The organism is Giesbergeria giesbergeri (assembly GCF_054779375.1).
This window is the reverse complement of sequence record NZ_BAAGYJ010000002.1, coordinates 290,691-305,757: the sequence shown is the minus strand read 5'-3', so window position 1 is coordinate 305,757 and position 15,067 is coordinate 290,691. Positions and strand designations below refer to the sequence as shown.

Below are 15,067 nucleotides of genomic sequence, written 5' to 3'. Positions count from 1 at the left end.
GCTGCCATGCTTGGTGGCTGTCCTTGCACCTCCTTGGACAAGAAAAAGCCCGCACGGGGCGGGCTGGTGAGAAGACGATCAAGCCGTCATTGAGCCAATTGAGCCGGTGCCGCCACCCAACCGCCGCGCCAGCCGATTGGTACAGGCTTGGGCCAGCCCAGCCAATTCGATATTGCTCAACAGGAAGCCGGGGTCGTTGATGCAATCAATCAACTGGCGAGTAGAGGTGACAAACTCATCATGGCCCACCCGCTGGATAACGGCAGGTGCGGCCAACTTGCTATCGGTGATGAACGAGAGCAGCCAGCGGCCAAATTTCCATTCATCATTGCCCGCCAACACCGATTCAAAAACGGCTTGTTGCACTTGGGCACCGGCTTGGGTGGCAGTTTGCATGGCGGCGTGGATGCGTTGCAAGTCCGGCACCGGGGGCATAGGAGCATCACCATCGAACACGACACTGTCGGCATAACCATCGGGCAACTTTCCCCGCAGATAAACACAAGCCTCGTCGTATCGGCTGGCAGGCAGTTCCAAGTAGCTGTTGACCCGGAACTTTTTGTGCAGGCGGTTCCACGTTTCCCCGAAGCCTTGCACGCCAGCATCGACCACCTGATGCACCAGTTCCTTGATGTCTTGGGCTTGGGCCGGATTGATGCGCTCGTAGTCGATGGCCGGGTTGTACGGGCGTTGGGTGGAGGGCTGTTGCTTGAGTAGCTCCTGCTCCATGCGCTCAAACTCATCGGCAAATGCAATCTGATGCTGCACAGCCTTGGCCCCTGTGAACTTACCGACGACAAAATGGAAGCCCTTCTTGGTCATGCGTATGACCTGATAGGTTTGTCCGTTCTGCGGATCGGTGTAGGGGGTCTCCTTGAAATTAAGGACACCCCACTCGCCTGCATCTGCAATGCGCGCACGAACGATGGCAAGCACGTTGTCATGACGCTTGCCGTAAACCTTGGCAATGTTGTGTGTGGTGGTGGTGGGCTTACCATCGACGATGGCGATGTGGTGGGCTATGGATGTGCTTGGCGTTTGGATAGAATCGGGCACGTTGAATCCCTTTGTAAGAGTTGGGGTTGCTTCATTCAAGGCCTCTACCGTTGGCGCGGTAGAGGCCTTATCTTTTTCAGGCCTGCTTTCCATGCTGGGCCTCCTCTGCTTCACGACTTGCTTGAAGTCGATAAGTGATTTCATTTGCCAAGGATCGCCGGTTGTCGATGGCTTTGTGCTTCAGGTAGTCCTTCAACTCTGGCGGCAGCTTCACGGGCGTAGCTGTGATCTTTTGCTTCATATCTTTCATGTTTCATCCTTATTACGCGAAACGTTATCGAATCAGCGTAGCCTCAAAGATACCATGTGTTCATTTTGAACACAACACATCTATGTGATTTTTTCGGATATTTTTCACACATCTCATACAATGCACAAAAAGGATGGTCATATGGTTGAACAAGATAAGCGCCGCGCGAAGGCTTCATCGGAGACGACGAAGACAGTGACTGTCTCCGTTCGCCTTGATCCAAAACTGAAATACTTGGCTGAGTTAGCGGCTCGCAAACACCGTCGAACCTTAAGTAGCTATATTGACTGGGCTGTTGAAAGTAGCTTAGAGCGTGTGTTCCTCCACGAAGGCGACCGCTACGACGACAAAACTAGCGTTGCGGATGAGGCGCGCCGACTTTGGGATGTCGATGAAGCAGAGCGCTTCGTCAAGCTTGCCATCACTTACCCGGAACTAATGAATCTTGAGGAGCAGGAGCGCTGGAAGATGCTTGCAGACACAGATCTGCTTGGCCCTGCGAAACACAGAGATCTAAATGGTGTAGTTGTATGGAATCAGCCTGTGCTTGAGGATGTGGTTTACCCAACCGTTCGTCAGCACTGGCGAAGCTTGGTGGCAGCGCATGAAGAGGGGGTTGACGCACAACGTGCATGGGTTCAAGAGACCCTCCAAAAAGTTAAGGCGGGGAAAATCTATTCTGATTACCCAAGGAAGGCACTCACAAAGACACATGCTTGTGGTCAAGTGAATGACGACGATATCCCGTTCTAACCTCGCACGGGCGACATCGAAGCAGATGGAATTTTGCTGAACCTGATTGGTAGCAGCTCCTGAGCTTGTAGCGCAACAGGGAGCTGCACCGCCTCGCAACGACCCCAAGGCGGAAGGTATGACGATCTCCGTCATACCCTCGGATTTGAGACAGGTAGATAATGGCCCGATGAGCTTTTTTGTTGCCAGTTTTGGTGAGTTGCCTGTGCGCTTTGTGCTGCGCAGTGGTGATTTGTTTGTCTCCAAAGATGACCTGTTCGCAGCCATCACTTCTTGCTTTACGCCGCGCATTCAGGCGCTGGGGGTGCAGTTCATTGAGCACGGGCTCTCCTTGTTAAGCGACAGCCACGACAAGCGCGCCGCAGTGATGGGCGACAGTGAGATTGGCCCGGCGGTTCATTTCCATGCAGCGGGCAGTCTGCTGCACTCTCTGAGCGACTTGACGGACGTAGACAGCGATGATTTGCGCGAATCCAGCTTTCGCGTAAGCACTTTGCTGCGCTGGTATTCCGCTGCCACCGCCCGTGCCGATGAACACTTTGGAAGAACCGTGGTCGATCTGTTGGGCTCTGTAAAAAAACGCCTTGATCGACTGAACCCTCCGCTTACGGTGGAGGTCACTTTCAGCGATGGTTTCTACACGGCAGAATGCGACGCACTGAACCTGGTCACGGAGGCCAAGACCCTAGACGAGTTGACGGAACGCACTTGGCTGTTGGTGCCTGACTTGATCGAGTTGAACGATCTGCCGATGGATGCCGATTCTGTCCGGCTTCGGTTTGACTTGGTGCAATCCGCCCAGCAGCGCGTTGCACTCTGAGCGATGGGTTCCGGCTTTTACCCGCAACTGCGGGCGCTGCTATTGCAACATGGCTGCGTGATGATCCGACAAGGCAAGGGCAGCCATGAATTTTGGGAAAGCCCCATTAACGGCGCACGCTTTCCTGTAGCAGTGACGGTAAACACCCGCAATACAGCCAATGCCATTTTGAAACAAGCAGGGATCAAGGCAAAGCTCTGATAGTGCAGGCTCACATCCCCAACCGCCGCTTCACCACCTCTTCAGACACGCCATGCCGTTTGGCGGTATTTGCAATGTCTTGCGGCGTTACATCTTTGAGCGGTTGACCAATGGTATTGGGGATCGGTTTGCCGGTGCTTGGCTTACCCCCGCTGGCAGGAGTAGGTGCAGCCCCCGGTGCTGATGCCGCTCCACCCCTGACCTTATCCATCCAGTTATCACCGACGAGCAAACGCATATTCTTGTCCACCTCCTCATCGCTTGGGCTTAGACCATCTGGCCTTTTCATCCCTTTCACCTGAAGAAAAACGTCCTGCGCTGACTTCGATTTCCTTGTCGTCGCCATTTCAAGGCCAGACTTCAAATCAGGCACAACACCCGCACGCACCAACTCCTGTGCGTGCTTCAGTTCGGGTGATGAGTTTTTCGCATCTCTCAGAGCATTCCGCCGAGTTTGGAGCGCCTTGTACTCTGGGCTGTCTGGGTCATGCTTGGCCATCTCGATACTGATACTGGCATCCAGCGCCGCAACATCATAGACTGGCTTCTTGGCATCAAACTCCTGCCGTCTCAGGCTCTGATCCGTTGCTGCACGACCATCCGAAACACGGGCATGGCGAATAGCCTCATTCTTAGCCGCCGCATCGTTATTGTTGGCCACCACGCTCTTTTGCAGCTCATTGCCCCGTTGGATGCGTTCAGCAACCTCTTTGTCGATCAAGGTCAGGTTCTTATAGCCCCGCTCGTAATTGCCATTCTCCATGTCTTGCAGAGCGGCCACCATCACCCCCAACTGGTGCGGGGCCAAGCGCACCTCCCGCCCGGTGTCTTTGATCTTGAGGGTGGTCATCCCGTATTTGGGATCAAAGTCTGCGACCAACTCCCCATAGCTGTTGTTCTCTGTCAGTCGCTTGGCCAGCGCCGTGCCCATCTGGGGGTTGTTCTGCAACTCGTGCATCGTGACGCCCACCATCTTGGCCGTAGCAAAGTCTGAATTCAGCGCATCCAACTGGGCACCCAATCCACTTGCGGCCACGATATCCCGTTTGGCTGTGGCTGCATCCATCAGGGCCTGCAACCGCTTGCTTTCACGTTGAAATCGCTTTTCGATGGGGGCGATGGCCGGATGAGAAGCTGCTCCCCCAACATTACCCTGTGTCTGTTGGCCAAGTGGCTTGGTCGGGATATTGTTGGTCGCAGGATTGGCTTGAGGTTCTGATATCAGATTGGTTTCCACAGCAGATTCAGCCGAGGCATTGCCCTGCCCCGTCAAAGCAGCCATGCCGCCCATATCTGCTGGAGGTGCAGGAGGCTTGCTCTCCTGACTACTGAGGCGCTGGAGATAAGAGGTCATTCCACCCACATCGGCCCCAGCACTGAGATCGGCACGGGGCATCTGTCCCAAGGCAGTATCCAGCGCCCGATTGCGCTGCTGCTCATCATTGAATCGGGTTTGCTCCCGCGCGTCGATTTCCTCCTGACGGTTACGAGCGATTGCATGCTCATACATGGAAGTGCCACGATTGATAGCGGTAGGGTCTACATAAAAGGCCATAACAGTTATTCCTCAGACATTCAGAATGCGCTTAGCAAATCACTAGAAGTCAGATCCAGACCCGCATTACTAGAGAGAAAGTCCCCAAAATCCCCACCCAAGCCCAGCAAGTTGGAAACACCGTTCCACCCGTTCTTGGCAAAGTAGGAGGTGGCCGCACTGCCCAAGATGCCCAGTCCAGTCGATACCACCTGACTAGGTAGGCTGCTTTGCCCCTTCAACACATCGAGCTGGCTTTGCTTGAATGCATTGCCGGTGTTGATCTCGTGCATCCGTGTGGCCAGCGACCCCAAGCCCAACTGGTAGTCGTTGGCCGTCTTGGTTGCATTGGTTTGGGCATTGAGCGCACTGGCCGAAGCATTGGAGCCCGCAGCGGCTGCACTGGCCATCGAGGCATCAGCCTGCATCTTTCTTGCTGCAGCACCGGCCCCCATATCCGCACCGGCCAGCCCCACCTTGCCCAGCTCGCTGCCCATCTGCAAATACTTGGTGCCCAGCTCACCAGTCTTGAGGCCCATCGTATTGATCGCCCCAATGCCCTGCACCCATTCGCCCCGTGCCTTTTGATCACTGTCCATGGCAGCCGCAGACTTGCCCAAGGCGGTTTGAGCCGCCGTTTGGCTTTGCATCTTGGCCATCAGGGATGGATTGGCCATGCCCATCGACGCCATGCGCCTCTCCATCTGGCCCAGCTGCTGATCTGATGCCTGCTGCACCCCGGCAACGGCGCGGCCACGCTGCTGCGCCTTATAGGCATCAGACCCCAGCATATCCACATGTTGCATGAACTTCTTATCGTACGGCTGGTAATCTGCTGCATACGATTGACCCAACTGCATGCCCAAACCATTCGCAGCCTCTGCCCCTTGACTGGCCATACCAGCCATATTGCGACCGTACCTGTCCGCAAACACCTCTGGTGCCGCATCAGCAAAACCGATTCCCATAGATACCCCCCCCGTTTTCAAATAGAGCCGAGGGTCTTGCCCTTGGCAATCAAACTGTTCATAAACCCAGTGCTTGAGCCACCCTGACCACGAAATAGGCCATCTAAGAAACCTTGCTCAGAAGAAGATGGGGTAGATGTGGGCGCTGTGGTTTGCAAGGCCGGTTGGGCCAGTGCTGTAGCTGTTGAGTCCGCAGGGCCTGCACCGCTAGGCGTGCGATCCATGATGCCGTCCACCACCATCTTGGTACCCATCCTTGCAAAGGGTGTTGCCCCCGCAAAGCTCGACCCCGCCACGCTAGAACCCACCCCTCCTACCAAGCCGCCAGTCAGCATCCCCTTGCCCACGTCGCCGCCCGTCAGCGCACTCATAGTTCCACCTGTTAAAGCACCAGCGGCTGCAGCAGAACCAAAGGCACCCAAAGCAGGCACCGCGGACTGAATACCGGCGGCCAAGGCAGAACTGGCTCCGGCTGTAAAGGGTGCTAAAAGAATGGGCAGGGCTGGAAGAACGGCATCCTTAAAGAAGCCCTGGCTATTCTCTGGTGCGTCATACACCTGTGCGTCACCTTGGGGCACCAACTTATCCCCATTGCGCACATACAGCGAGCGCACTGCTTTTTGCCCAGTGTTGCCCGTCTGGCCCGGCAAGCCCTGCGCCATGCCCCCGACCAAATACACGTCCTTGTAGCGTTCATCAATGGCGTCATACAGCCGATTGGCATCCAATATCTGTTGGTCTGGGGTCACCACCGCTTTGCTGCCTTGGCCTGTCGTGCTGCCTGCCACCGTGTTGTAGTACGAGGAAACATCCATGCCCAACTGCTGTGCCACCCCCGTCAACTGCTTTTGGTAGTCCTTATAGTCCGATGCCCATCGGTCTGGGTTAGGGCCACCCGACCACTCCCCATTGCCATACACCGGTGCTTCGGAGGACATCCGGTCAAGCCCTGTAGCCGCAGCCCCCCGCTTGATGAATGAACCAACCGTGTTGCCCCCTAAATCCCATTTCCATGTGGAGCGATCCATGCCATCGGTATTGACCTCGGATGTGCTCCAGCCTGTGCCGGGCGGCCCCTTCTGGCTTGGGCGCTCACTTTGTTGCTTAAACAGATCATCCGCCCAACGGGCATCCAACTCTGGCACCAAACTGTGCTGTGCAGCTAAACCGGCAGCCCCTGCCCCACTGGCACCAGGACTGGTGCCAACGATGCTGGATGCCAACGGGGAGCCATTGAATAGGCTGCCCAGAAAATCAAGTTCTGCGGTCATCTAGTCATGCTGCCATGCTTGTTGGAGCCGCTGCATCCCGCTCCAACGCAGCCTGCATATACAAGCTGTAGAGCAACTGGTACACCTGTGCATGGGTACTGGTCTGGCCCGTCAACTCCCCCGTCTCGGGGTTTCGCAGGGCAATCGTGCTGTCTGGGCGGAACTCCACACCCAGCATGCCAGCAAACTGCTCACTGGTGACGCCATTGATACTGGCGCATTGGGTTTCCTGAAACGTAGCCACAGCGGCTCCATTGAGGGGGTTCTCGACTGTCATGGCCCGGCATCGCACCCATGTGCGGCCTGTGGCCTGCTGTTCCTTATAGTCTGGCATCGTCACTCCTTAAACATAGATGGGTATCCAGTAATAGTTCCCACCGACCAAAATTTGGGCGTATCCGGCAAGAGCCTTACTGCCAGCGGTGGCGCCGGTGAAGCGCAAATAGTTGCTGGCGGTCACACCCCCCAGAGACCCTGCATCCACGGCGTATGGAGTGGAAGTGTGGGTATGCGTTTTCGCAGAGAAGTTGGCCAGCACATAGTTGGCGTTGTTGGCATTGATCTGGCTAGACACGCTGTCCTGAGTCGGAGGGGTGTAGCCCAATGCTGTGGTCACATCCGAGCTGCTCAACGTCACTGGCCCGGCGCGGCCATTGAACGTGGTCACGCCACCAGATGCAGAGGGCGTCACCCACTGGCCCAACCCATTCAAAAACGAACTGGATGAACCATTGGGTTTGGCAACGGCCGTATTGCCCCACAGAATCGTTCCTGACCCAATCAGCGCCAAGTCCGCCGACTGTCCAGAGAACACGCCGCCATAAGCACTGACGCCCCCAGTGGCAACGCCAATCACCCCCGCACTGACATTGCTGCCTTGTCCACGGGCCTCGCCCAGCAGTCCAATCGAAAGTGCCGATGTCCCCGTAGCGATGCCATAGTGCCCTGCATATAAGCGTGCCGTGCTATTGCCCGTGGCGGTGACTTTGGACGGGCTCATGCCAGAATAAGAACTCAACCAGCCAGACGAGTTGGTCATGTAGAAGGTGAACGCCGCCTCGCTGGCCCACTCCGCGCTGCCATAGGTTGCCGTCACATCCAGGCCCCCCCGAATTCGCACCCCCGCATTCATGTAGATGCGGCTGCCACCCGAAGGCAGGTTTTCCACGGAAAACGGGATGCTGCCTGCCGGGGGCGCTGTCGTCATGCCACCGCTGTAGCCCGGGGCCACAATGGCAAACTTATCGGCAGACATGATGATCGCGCTGGTGGCGTTACCTGCACCGTTGTCCGTCGCAGCCAGTCCAATCCCCGCCCATGCCCCACCAGCTGTGACCTTGACTGTGTAGCGGGCCTCGTACCCCGCTACCTTGCTGGCCGTGGCCGAACTCTGGGTTTTTACTGCCGCAAAGTCTCCCGTATCCAATCGGGCCTGCACCTGATTGATAGATTCAGCATTGGCCGAATCGCCGTTGGCCCGCGCTGTCTGCTCATTCGAGATAGCCGATTCCGCCGTGCCCACCCGTGTTTGCAGAGTCGTCACGCTGCTGGCAATGGCCGTGGTCTTGGTCACTTCGGTACTGAGGGACTGCTCCAGCGTGGCAATGTTCTGCCCCAGACTGGCCCCCAGCTGCGTCACCTGCCCGGCAATGGCCCGGTCGGCATCAGCATAGGCAAACGACAGTTGCCGCACCCCTGCTGCCGCCTCCCCCATCGCGGCGGTGATTTCTTCCAGCTGGCGCGCAAACCGCGCTGCTCCATCTTTGACGATGGTTTCCACCCGAGAAATATCCGTACCGCGCCGGGCCGCCTCTTCGGCAATGCTGGTCATCAACTCCCGGCGCAACTGCTGTGGCACCCAATCAAACCGCGAGGGATCGCGCACATCCTGCCACTGCAAAGGCTCCATCAGTTTTTTGAACAGAGCAGTTTCTGTGATCGCCTTGGCAAAGGCATCCATATCGGCCCGCTCGATGGCCTTTTGGGCTGCGGCATCCACCAGCGGGGCCGCTGCCGCCACAGCCCCTCCGGGGCGCACGGTGATACTGCTGCCCCGGCTATTGGCCATCAGTACATCCACATTGAACCCAATGGCTTGCAGGTCACGCAGCGTCAAAGCCCGGTTGAGCGGATCACCACGGGCACCATGCAGCACCTCCAACTGCTCCTGCACCCCATCGGCCCAGCGGTTGATCTGGGCATCCTGCGTGCGCAAAGAAGGCAGGCCTGTTTTGCGGGGGGGATTGCTGCTCATGGCACAGCCTGCAATTCGGCGGTGGACGATGCCAGCGTCACCCCCGTGATGCGCGCACGGGATTGCACCTCCACCTCATACTCCAGATAGCGGCCCGCAGGCATGCGCACCGGCAAGGTGTTGGTCACCGTGTAGTGCCCCACCGCTGGGGTCAGTAGCACCTCCACCTCAGAACCATCGGGCCGGATGGCATAACCAAACACCCGTACCGTGGCTGGTTCGGTGGCGCTTTGCTCGCCCAACACCCGCAGCCAGCCAAACCCTGTATAGGTCTCCAACGTCAGGCGCTTGCTGTGAAAGCTGGCCAGTCGGCGGCGGGTAGTGTCGGTGAACAGCTTGACCGCCTGGCGCGTGCTGGCCAACACCCCATAGAGGGTGTCGGTGCTGCGGTCAGCGTAGATGGCCGATAACTCGCGCACTGGCGGATCGGCATCCCCCAGATGCACATTGACCAGTTTGCCTGTTTGCAGATGCAGGGCCGACAACCACATGGCGCCATTGGGATCGGGATGGCCGTAGAGGAAATACAGCACCCCGTCATGCTCGGCACACTGTAAATGGCGCACATGGATCAAGTCCATATCGGCCCAAGCCACCTTGCCCGTGGGGGCGGGCAGAAACACCTGAATCCCCGTAGGCGAAGCCAAGCACAGGCCATCCGGGGAAGCAAAGATCACCCCGCCCTCCACTGGGCAGACAGACCGTGCCGACACGCAGGCCTGATTGCTGCGCGTATCGTCCTTGCTCATGCTGGAGGGATCACTGCCAGAGAGATACCAAGGCCCCGTCTCTGTCAGCACCACCAAGGTCTGGCCGAACACCCCCAGCCCCACAATCGGATATTGGAAAGTGTGGGTGTACTCCGATGGCCAAGCGTAGGGCCGAAACACCTCAGAAAAATACACCGTCTTGTCGATGAACCCGGCCATGAACCCGTTGGGCAGGGCACAAATGCCTTGCAGGTACTTGCCATTGACCACCGGGGGCGGCTCCCAAGTCATGCTGGCCAAGGACTCGAGCAGGGCCGCGTTGCTTTTCTTGTCCGTTACCAGGTTGTCTGTCAGTGCCTTCTCAAACACCAGCTGGAAGGCGCTGGCTTGGCTGCCGGAGTTGCTGCGGTACAGCCGCCACTTGGCATAGCCATAGCTAGCCATGTCCATAGGTGATGGCATGGCGGCCTCCACCAGCACCTCATCATTGCCATCTAACTCCAACAGCTCGAACTCGGCATCGGTATTGCCATTGCCCGGTAGGTAGGGCATGGACTCCTCGCCCCAGTCGTTCACCAGCGTCCAAGTGTAGGCACGGGTTTCCTTCAGCTCTACACCGCTCAGGTCGCCATGGCGCCCGACCACCTGAATGCTGACCAAATAATCCAGCGCCGATTGGCGTACACCATCAATGGCCTCGGCATAAACCGCCATCACATCCGCATGGGCCGTCTCCAACAAATCGCGGGCACCAACAACGGCAGTAGCTGTCAGCCGTCCCACCGTATCCGTCACCATGCCTGAGCCGTCATCGATTAAGTCGCTAAATGCCTCGGGCGTGGTAGCGTTGTACAGCGTGCGCAATGCAGGAGTGAAGTCCAAACCCAGTGATGCCTGGTACACCGCCCCTTGTTTGCCCGCCTCGGAGGCACTGGCCGCCTTGTATAGCACCCGCTTTTGGGCATCCAGCAAGGTCTTGGCTCGCGCAATCGTCTGGGTCGTAATCTGGCCCACCCCGCCGGTCAGTTCCTGCTTCACGGCAGCCATGATGGCCGCTACCGCCGTAGCACGGTTGCTGGAATACAGGGTCAGCGCATCACCCGATTCCACCAGAACTTTGGCAGAGTCGGCCACGACCCCCACGGCAGATTGCATCAGGTCGTACACCGTCTGGGCAAAGGCGGTGTAGGCATCATTGATCCGGGTTGTTGCAGTGCTACCGTTGAGGATTGCTGCCACATTGCTGATCGCTGTCTCACCCACCTTGCCATCGAGCATATTGGTCAGTACGGCATAGCGAAAGTCCAGCCGTGCAATCGCTTGTGCCAAGTCGGCATTCTTCGTTGTGTCAAACTTCTCGGCCGCCTTGTCTAACAAGGCATGGAGCTCACTGCTGGAGAGCAGCGGCTCATCGGGCAAGCCCGGCTTGGCAATCCCCAGCAAAGCCTCCCATGCTGCGCCAGTGCGGGCAAAGCTATAGGTGGGGTAAAACGCCTTGAAGACGATAGCGGCGCATTTCGTGTTGGCCAAGGTGTGGCCCCACATAGTGGTCGATGGCAGCGTGCTGCTGATCCAAGGCACATTGACCAGGTCAGCCAACAACACACGAGCCTGTGACAACTCCATGGATAAGAAGGGGTCTAGCCCACCATCTGGAGCTGCACCGATCACACGGGCCTGGTAGGCCTTGTCACCCTCGCCAGTCATGCCCAAGCTGTAGCCCGCGGTGCCCGATGTGTGACAGTCCATGTAGCCAGGTCGGGTGGCACTGGCATGCTGGCCCTGCCACTGCGCCACCAACAGCTTCTCGATGCCCACCCACATCTCATAGGCAATCGCATCAAAAGCAGGGCCAATCGTCTGTGCCGTCAGTGGATCTTTCTTCACCACGGTCAGTTTGAGCTTGGCCGTGGGTGGGGGTACGCCCAGCTTGCGCCCACTGGCATAGTCGTTGTCTTGCCAGAACACACCCGGTGCGGTACTGCCATCGCCCGTGACGTAGATGCGCTGGCGGGGAATGCTGGAGCCATCGGCATCGGGCACCAGGGCACGGGCCACATTCATCGGGAAGGTGGTGCCAAACAGGGTTTTGGAGCCGGTCTTGTAGTACATCAAGGACTTGACCGGGCCGGTACCGCCAAAAATCTCAATGGCCTCGGGCGCGCCATCCTCTTGTAGCGGCGTGAAGGTCTGCACCAAGGGAGACAGGTTATCCACCTGCTGGCCTGCCTCCATCGGCAAATCGCGCTTGGCCACGCCCAGCTTCATGCCACCAAACTGGTTGATATGAATGAGCCCCATCACTGCTCCTGGCTGATCGCTACGGCTGCGTCATACGTGTCCGCGCATCCATTGCCGCGGGCGAGGGACTCGTCAAATGCTGCCGCCAGTTCTCCCGCTCGTGCATCAGCGCGGCTGAACAGGTCGGCAAGCACCAGGGCGGCGCTGTCGTCTGGCGCGCACTGTCCGGCAGCGGTGGCTGCTTGGGCACGATGGCGATGGGCTTCAATGAATCCGGCGAGATCGTGCTGCAACCCGACAGAAACAGCGCGGGCGCGATCAGCATCAGCATGGGCCACAGCAATGGCAGCTTGGGTTTCTTTGTCTTTTTGCTCAGTGTCATGGCGGTGTTGGGTTTCGAGGTTCTTTTTCTGTGCCCACGCCAGATCTTGCTGGTGTTCCAGCTCGGCGGCATGGGTTTGGGCTTGGTGCAGTTGTTGGCCTTGGACATACAGGCCAAGGGCCAAAATGAGAGCCACGATGGGCCAGAAGACGGATGTAGTCATTGCCATACCATCCACCAAAACCACGGCGTCACCGCCATGTAGAACACGATGGGGTTCACGTCTGGGCCTCCATGCAGGCTTGGTAGCGATTGAGCTGCCGCGTCCATACGCCACGGCAGACCTTGTTGCCGGGGGTAGAGCAGTCGTAGCGCCAACGTTTGGGTGCGTACTGTTCCCACCCTGCAATTGGCTTGCTGCTGGTCACAAAGCGATAGGCCAACAATGCTTTGCACGCCTGCGGGTGCTGTCCTGCCAGCAGGTGGGTTCGCATAGGCGATTTGAGCCATGCGCCTACGCCGAATTGATATGCCCAGTCCCAATACTGGTCGTATTCTTCCTGGTACAGCTCGACACCCGGTAGTGATTCTCGGAATTTGACCTCTTCTTTGTCGATGTGGGCTTTGACTTTGATCAGGGCACGCACGGGTGTAGTGGTGTCACCCATTTTTACGGGTGTGCCGTCCTCGTGAAAGGTGCTGCCAAAGCCCAGGGTAGGCCGGTCGCCTTCGGTCGGGATGACAGCTTTATCGCTGTAGCCTTCGCGCTCCACCATACCCAGAAAGCCGGCGATTGACAGCACCAATGCGGCCACGGCTGTGCGTTGTTTATTGCGGGTCTCCATCACAACAACCCAATCTGCTTGGCTGCGAACATTACCGCCAGCCCAGCGGCTCCATATACGGCAGCAATCACCCATTGGCTTACTTGGTGCTGCATCGGTTGCTCGCGCTCAAGTGCATCGACACGTGACTCCACAGTGTCAGTCTTAGTGCAGCACTTGTCGATTTCCTTGAATGCGCGCTCCAGTGCTTGCGATGCCTGCGCCTGACGCTCCTCAATCAGGGCTAGCTTGGTCACAGCGGCAGTCAACTCTTTGACTACCCCCTTGATGTCGCTCACATCGCCGTGCAAGGTCTCAATGCGGGCCGCTACTTTGTGCAGCAGTCCAACTTCATGGGTGGTATCTGGTGGCATATCGCCTCCTCTTGTGGGTGGAGTGGGGTCAAACCCCTTTAGATCTATTGCAGTGGTTGTGGTCGATGGCGTCCAGCAGGCGGCACAAGATGCAGCCCCAGCGCCTGTTGCTATCGCGTGCCCGTGCAGCACGGCTAGAAATGGTTTCGTCTTCGCTGCCATTGAAGGCAGCATTTGCGTTTTGATCTTTTGATAAGGCCAACTTCCATGCCCGGCGCGTCGAGAACGCCACCGACCACAGGTAGCGAGCCCACCACACCACTTCAGCTACCAATAGAAGCAGCACCAAGGCCAACAGAATCAGCCGGGTTTTGAGGCCAGCGTCCAACCTCTTCAGCGAGGCATTCATGGTATTAACCCTATGCCGAATTAACCTTAGTTGTGCGTGACGGTAACGCCGCGCGCCACCAAAATGGCCTTGCTTGCGAGACCGGCTGCGCTGGGGGCGGCCAAGACCGCCCCTCTTTTCACCACGACAGATGGTTACAGTGTGTAGGGGTACTGCACTACCACCTGCTTGCCATCGAACTGACCTGCGCTATCAGGAATCAGGGTGTAGATTTTCCCGGTGGGGTCGTCCCAATTCGGCATCACGGAAATGTCAAACGCAGCCCCAGTATCTGTATCGGTGTGGCGCACAGTGCCGAAGTTAAAGATCGTGCCGTTCTTGGGCTTGTGGGTCAGCGTAATCTTGTCAGCAGTCACCGTGCGGGTTTCCGTGTGGAACATCGCACCGCCAGCATTGCTGGCCGCCTGTACAAACGCCTTGACAGCAGCCGCACTGGCGATCTGGGTGTCGGTGACACCAGCCAGTGTCGTATCAGTAACCAACTCATCGGACTGGATCACCTTGTCCAGATCGATAGATTCGGTGACACTGATGAAACCTACCTTGGCCTGTTCAGCATCGGTGAATGCGTTGGTGTCGGCATTGGACTCGTAGGCCGTCTTGATGCTGGACGCGGTGTTGGCGTTGAGGAACGTGTCCTCATCCATCAACACATCCCACGAGGTGGCCACACCTTGCGCGTCAACAGCGCCAGGCTGATAGACAACCCACTTGGTGTCGCCATCATCCAGCACGCGAACGGTGTCGTTCAGGGTCAAGCCGGTCAGAGCATCACGCTCGGTGCGGTCGGCCACGCGGTAACTGGTGCCCAGTGCCAACTTAGCGGCCTCGATGGACGCTTCACGGGCGGCTTCTTCGGCGGTGATGGCGGCAGCACGGGCGGCAGCTTCGGCAGCAATGGCCGTATTCAGGGCAGCTTCAGCAGCTTCAGCGCGGGCCTTTTCATCCAGCACCTGTTGAGCCAGAGCGGCTTCGGCAGCTTGGGCGCGGGCCAGCTCAGTGGAGTCGGCAAGAACTAATGCGGCCAGATCGGCATTCAGGCCATAGATTTGAGATTTGGAACGTTGCAAAACGGCCATGATGGAAATCCTAAAGAGTTAGACACCTTGGGGGTGCGGTCTAACCAGATTTCCGTCTTGG

At 57.7% G+C, this 15,067-nt stretch carries 16 protein-coding genes; 3 read left to right on the top strand and 13 right to left on the bottom strand.

Annotated elements, in window-relative coordinates; translation table 11 throughout:
• Nucleotides 1–78: 78 nt before the first annotated feature.
• The gene (locus ACYVB2_RS05605) at nucleotides 79–1,056 is read right to left on the bottom strand and encodes a Rha family transcriptional regulator (protein ID WP_382430665.1); all 978 of its coding nucleotides are present in this window, start codon (nucleotides 1,054–1,056) and stop codon (nucleotides 79–81) included.
• A gap of 76 nt (nucleotides 1,057–1,132) precedes the next feature.
• Nucleotides 1,133–1,306, bottom strand: a complete 174-nt coding sequence (locus ACYVB2_RS05600) for an Arc family DNA-binding protein (protein WP_382430667.1) — start codon at nucleotides 1,304–1,306, stop codon at nucleotides 1,133–1,135.
• Nucleotides 1,307–1,390: 84 nt separating this feature from the next.
• Between ACYVB2_RS05600 and ACYVB2_RS05595 the strand changes: the two genes are divergently transcribed.
• The 3 genes from ACYVB2_RS05595 to ACYVB2_RS05585 all read left to right on the top strand — a co-directional run bounded on the left by ACYVB2_RS05595 (nucleotide 1,391) and on the right by ACYVB2_RS05585 (nucleotide 3,080).
• Nucleotides 1,391–2,059, top strand: a complete 669-nt coding sequence (locus tag ACYVB2_RS05595; RefSeq protein WP_460535651.1) for a hypothetical protein — start codon at nucleotides 1,391–1,393, stop codon at nucleotides 2,057–2,059.
• A 169-nt stretch (nucleotides 2,060–2,228) separates the two neighbouring features.
• Nucleotides 2,229–2,879 carry a DUF1902 domain-containing protein gene (locus tag ACYVB2_RS05590; protein WP_382430671.1) on the top strand — a complete coding sequence of 217 codons (651 nt, stop codon included), beginning with the start codon at nucleotides 2,229–2,231 and terminating at the stop codon, nucleotides 2,877–2,879.
• A gap of 3 nt (nucleotides 2,880–2,882) precedes the next feature.
• Entirely contained in the window at nucleotides 2,883–3,080 is a 198-nt protein-coding gene (locus ACYVB2_RS05585; protein WP_091451312.1) for a type II toxin-antitoxin system HicA family toxin, read from the top strand.
• Nucleotides 3,081–3,090: 10 nt separating this feature from the next.
• Here ACYVB2_RS05585 and ACYVB2_RS05580 read toward each other — a convergent pair whose 3' ends face one another.
• The 11 genes from ACYVB2_RS05580 to ACYVB2_RS05530 all read right to left on the bottom strand — a co-directional run bounded on the left by ACYVB2_RS05580 (nucleotide 3,091) and on the right by ACYVB2_RS05530 (nucleotide 15,006).
• Nucleotides 3,091–4,635: a hypothetical protein gene (locus tag ACYVB2_RS05580; RefSeq protein ID WP_382430673.1), complete on the bottom strand. Its 1,545-nt coding sequence runs from the start codon at nucleotides 4,633–4,635 to the stop codon at nucleotides 3,091–3,093.
• Nucleotides 4,636–4,655: 20 nt separating this feature from the next.
• Complete coding sequence (locus ACYVB2_RS05575) at nucleotides 4,656–5,582, bottom strand: hypothetical protein (protein ID WP_460535645.1); 927 nt, start codon at nucleotides 5,580–5,582, stop codon at nucleotides 4,656–4,658.
• A 17-nt stretch (nucleotides 5,583–5,599) separates the two neighbouring features.
• Nucleotides 5,600–6,853, bottom strand: coding sequence for a hypothetical protein (locus ACYVB2_RS05570; RefSeq protein ID WP_382430676.1), 1,254 nt, complete (start codon nucleotides 6,851–6,853; stop codon nucleotides 5,600–5,602).
• 4 nt (nucleotides 6,854–6,857) lie between these two features.
• Nucleotides 6,858–7,187 carry a hypothetical protein gene (locus tag ACYVB2_RS05565; protein ID WP_382430678.1) on the bottom strand — a complete coding sequence of 110 codons (330 nt, stop codon included), beginning with the start codon at nucleotides 7,185–7,187 and terminating at the stop codon, nucleotides 6,858–6,860.
• A 9-nt stretch (nucleotides 7,188–7,196) separates the two neighbouring features.
• Nucleotides 7,197–9,107, bottom strand: coding sequence for an autotransporter outer membrane beta-barrel domain-containing protein (locus ACYVB2_RS05560; RefSeq protein ID WP_382430680.1), 1,911 nt, complete (start codon nucleotides 9,105–9,107; stop codon nucleotides 7,197–7,199).
• Entirely contained in the window at nucleotides 9,104–12,118 is a 3,015-nt protein-coding gene (locus tag ACYVB2_RS05555) for a hypothetical protein (protein WP_382430682.1), read from the bottom strand. The genes ACYVB2_RS05560 and ACYVB2_RS05555 overlap by 4 nt, the downstream gene beginning before the upstream one ends.
• Complete coding sequence (locus ACYVB2_RS05550) at nucleotides 12,118–12,603, bottom strand: DUF2514 family protein (RefSeq protein ID WP_382430684.1); 486 nt, start codon at nucleotides 12,601–12,603, stop codon at nucleotides 12,118–12,120. The genes ACYVB2_RS05555 and ACYVB2_RS05550 overlap by 1 nt, the downstream gene beginning before the upstream one ends.
• Before the next feature lie 55 nt (nucleotides 12,604–12,658).
• Nucleotides 12,659–13,225 carry a glycoside hydrolase family protein gene (locus ACYVB2_RS05545; protein WP_382430686.1) on the bottom strand — a complete coding sequence of 189 codons (567 nt, stop codon included), beginning with the start codon at nucleotides 13,223–13,225 and terminating at the stop codon, nucleotides 12,659–12,661.
• Nucleotides 13,225–13,578 (bottom strand): hypothetical protein, encoded by a 354-nt coding sequence (locus ACYVB2_RS05540; RefSeq protein ID WP_382430688.1) that lies wholly within the window; start codon nucleotides 13,576–13,578, stop codon nucleotides 13,225–13,227. The genes ACYVB2_RS05545 and ACYVB2_RS05540 overlap by 1 nt, the downstream gene beginning before the upstream one ends.
• A 28-nt stretch (nucleotides 13,579–13,606) precedes the next feature.
• On the bottom strand, nucleotides 13,607–13,927 hold the full coding sequence (locus ACYVB2_RS05535; RefSeq protein ID WP_382430690.1) for a hypothetical protein: 321 nt from the start codon (nucleotides 13,925–13,927) through the stop codon (nucleotides 13,607–13,609).
• Nucleotides 13,928–14,061: 134 nt separating this feature from the next.
• Nucleotides 14,062–15,006, bottom strand: a complete 945-nt coding sequence (locus ACYVB2_RS05530) for a hypothetical protein (protein WP_382430692.1) — start codon at nucleotides 15,004–15,006, stop codon at nucleotides 14,062–14,064.
• Nucleotides 15,007–15,067: the final 61 nt, after the last annotated feature.

Coding starts and splice junctions, on each gene's coding strand:
- ACYVB2_RS05600 (WP_382430667.1), bottom strand. CDS start 1,306: ATGAAAGATATGAAGCAAAAGATCACAGCTACGCCCGTGAAGCTGCCG.
- ACYVB2_RS05590 (WP_382430671.1), top strand. CDS start 2,229: ATGAGCTTTTTTGTTGCCAGTTTTGGTGAGTTGCCTGTGCGCTTTGTG.
- ACYVB2_RS05585 (WP_091451312.1), top strand. CDS start 2,883: ATGGGTTCCGGCTTTTACCCGCAACTGCGGGCGCTGCTATTGCAACAT.
- ACYVB2_RS05580 (WP_382430673.1), bottom strand. CDS start 4,635: ATGGCCTTTTATGTAGACCCTACCGCTATCAATCGTGGCACTTCCATG.
- ACYVB2_RS05575 (WP_460535645.1), bottom strand. CDS start 5,582: ATGGGAATCGGTTTTGCTGATGCGGCACCAGAGGTGTTTGCGGACAGG.
- ACYVB2_RS05570 (WP_382430676.1), bottom strand. CDS start 6,853: ATGACCGCAGAACTTGATTTTCTGGGCAGCCTATTCAATGGCTCCCCG.
- ACYVB2_RS05565 (WP_382430678.1), bottom strand. CDS start 7,187: ATGCCAGACTATAAGGAACAGCAGGCCACAGGCCGCACATGGGTGCGA.
- ACYVB2_RS05560 (WP_382430680.1), bottom strand. CDS start 9,107: ATGAGCAGCAATCCCCCCCGCAAAACAGGCCTGCCTTCTTTGCGCACG.
- ACYVB2_RS05555 (WP_382430682.1), bottom strand. CDS start 12,118: ATGGGGCTCATTCATATCAACCAGTTTGGTGGCATGAAGCTGGGCGTG.
- ACYVB2_RS05550 (WP_382430684.1), bottom strand. CDS start 12,603: ATGACTACATCCGTCTTCTGGCCCATCGTGGCTCTCATTTTGGCCCTT.
- ACYVB2_RS05545 (WP_382430686.1), bottom strand. CDS start 13,225: ATGGAGACCCGCAATAAACAACGCACAGCCGTGGCCGCATTGGTGCTG.
- ACYVB2_RS05540 (WP_382430688.1), bottom strand. CDS start 13,578: ATGCCACCAGATACCACCCATGAAGTTGGACTGCTGCACAAAGTAGCG.
- ACYVB2_RS05535 (WP_382430690.1), bottom strand. CDS start 13,927: ATGAATGCCTCGCTGAAGAGGTTGGACGCTGGCCTCAAAACCCGGCTG.
- ACYVB2_RS05530 (WP_382430692.1), bottom strand. CDS start 15,006: ATGGCCGTTTTGCAACGTTCCAAATCTCAAATCTATGGCCTGAATGCC.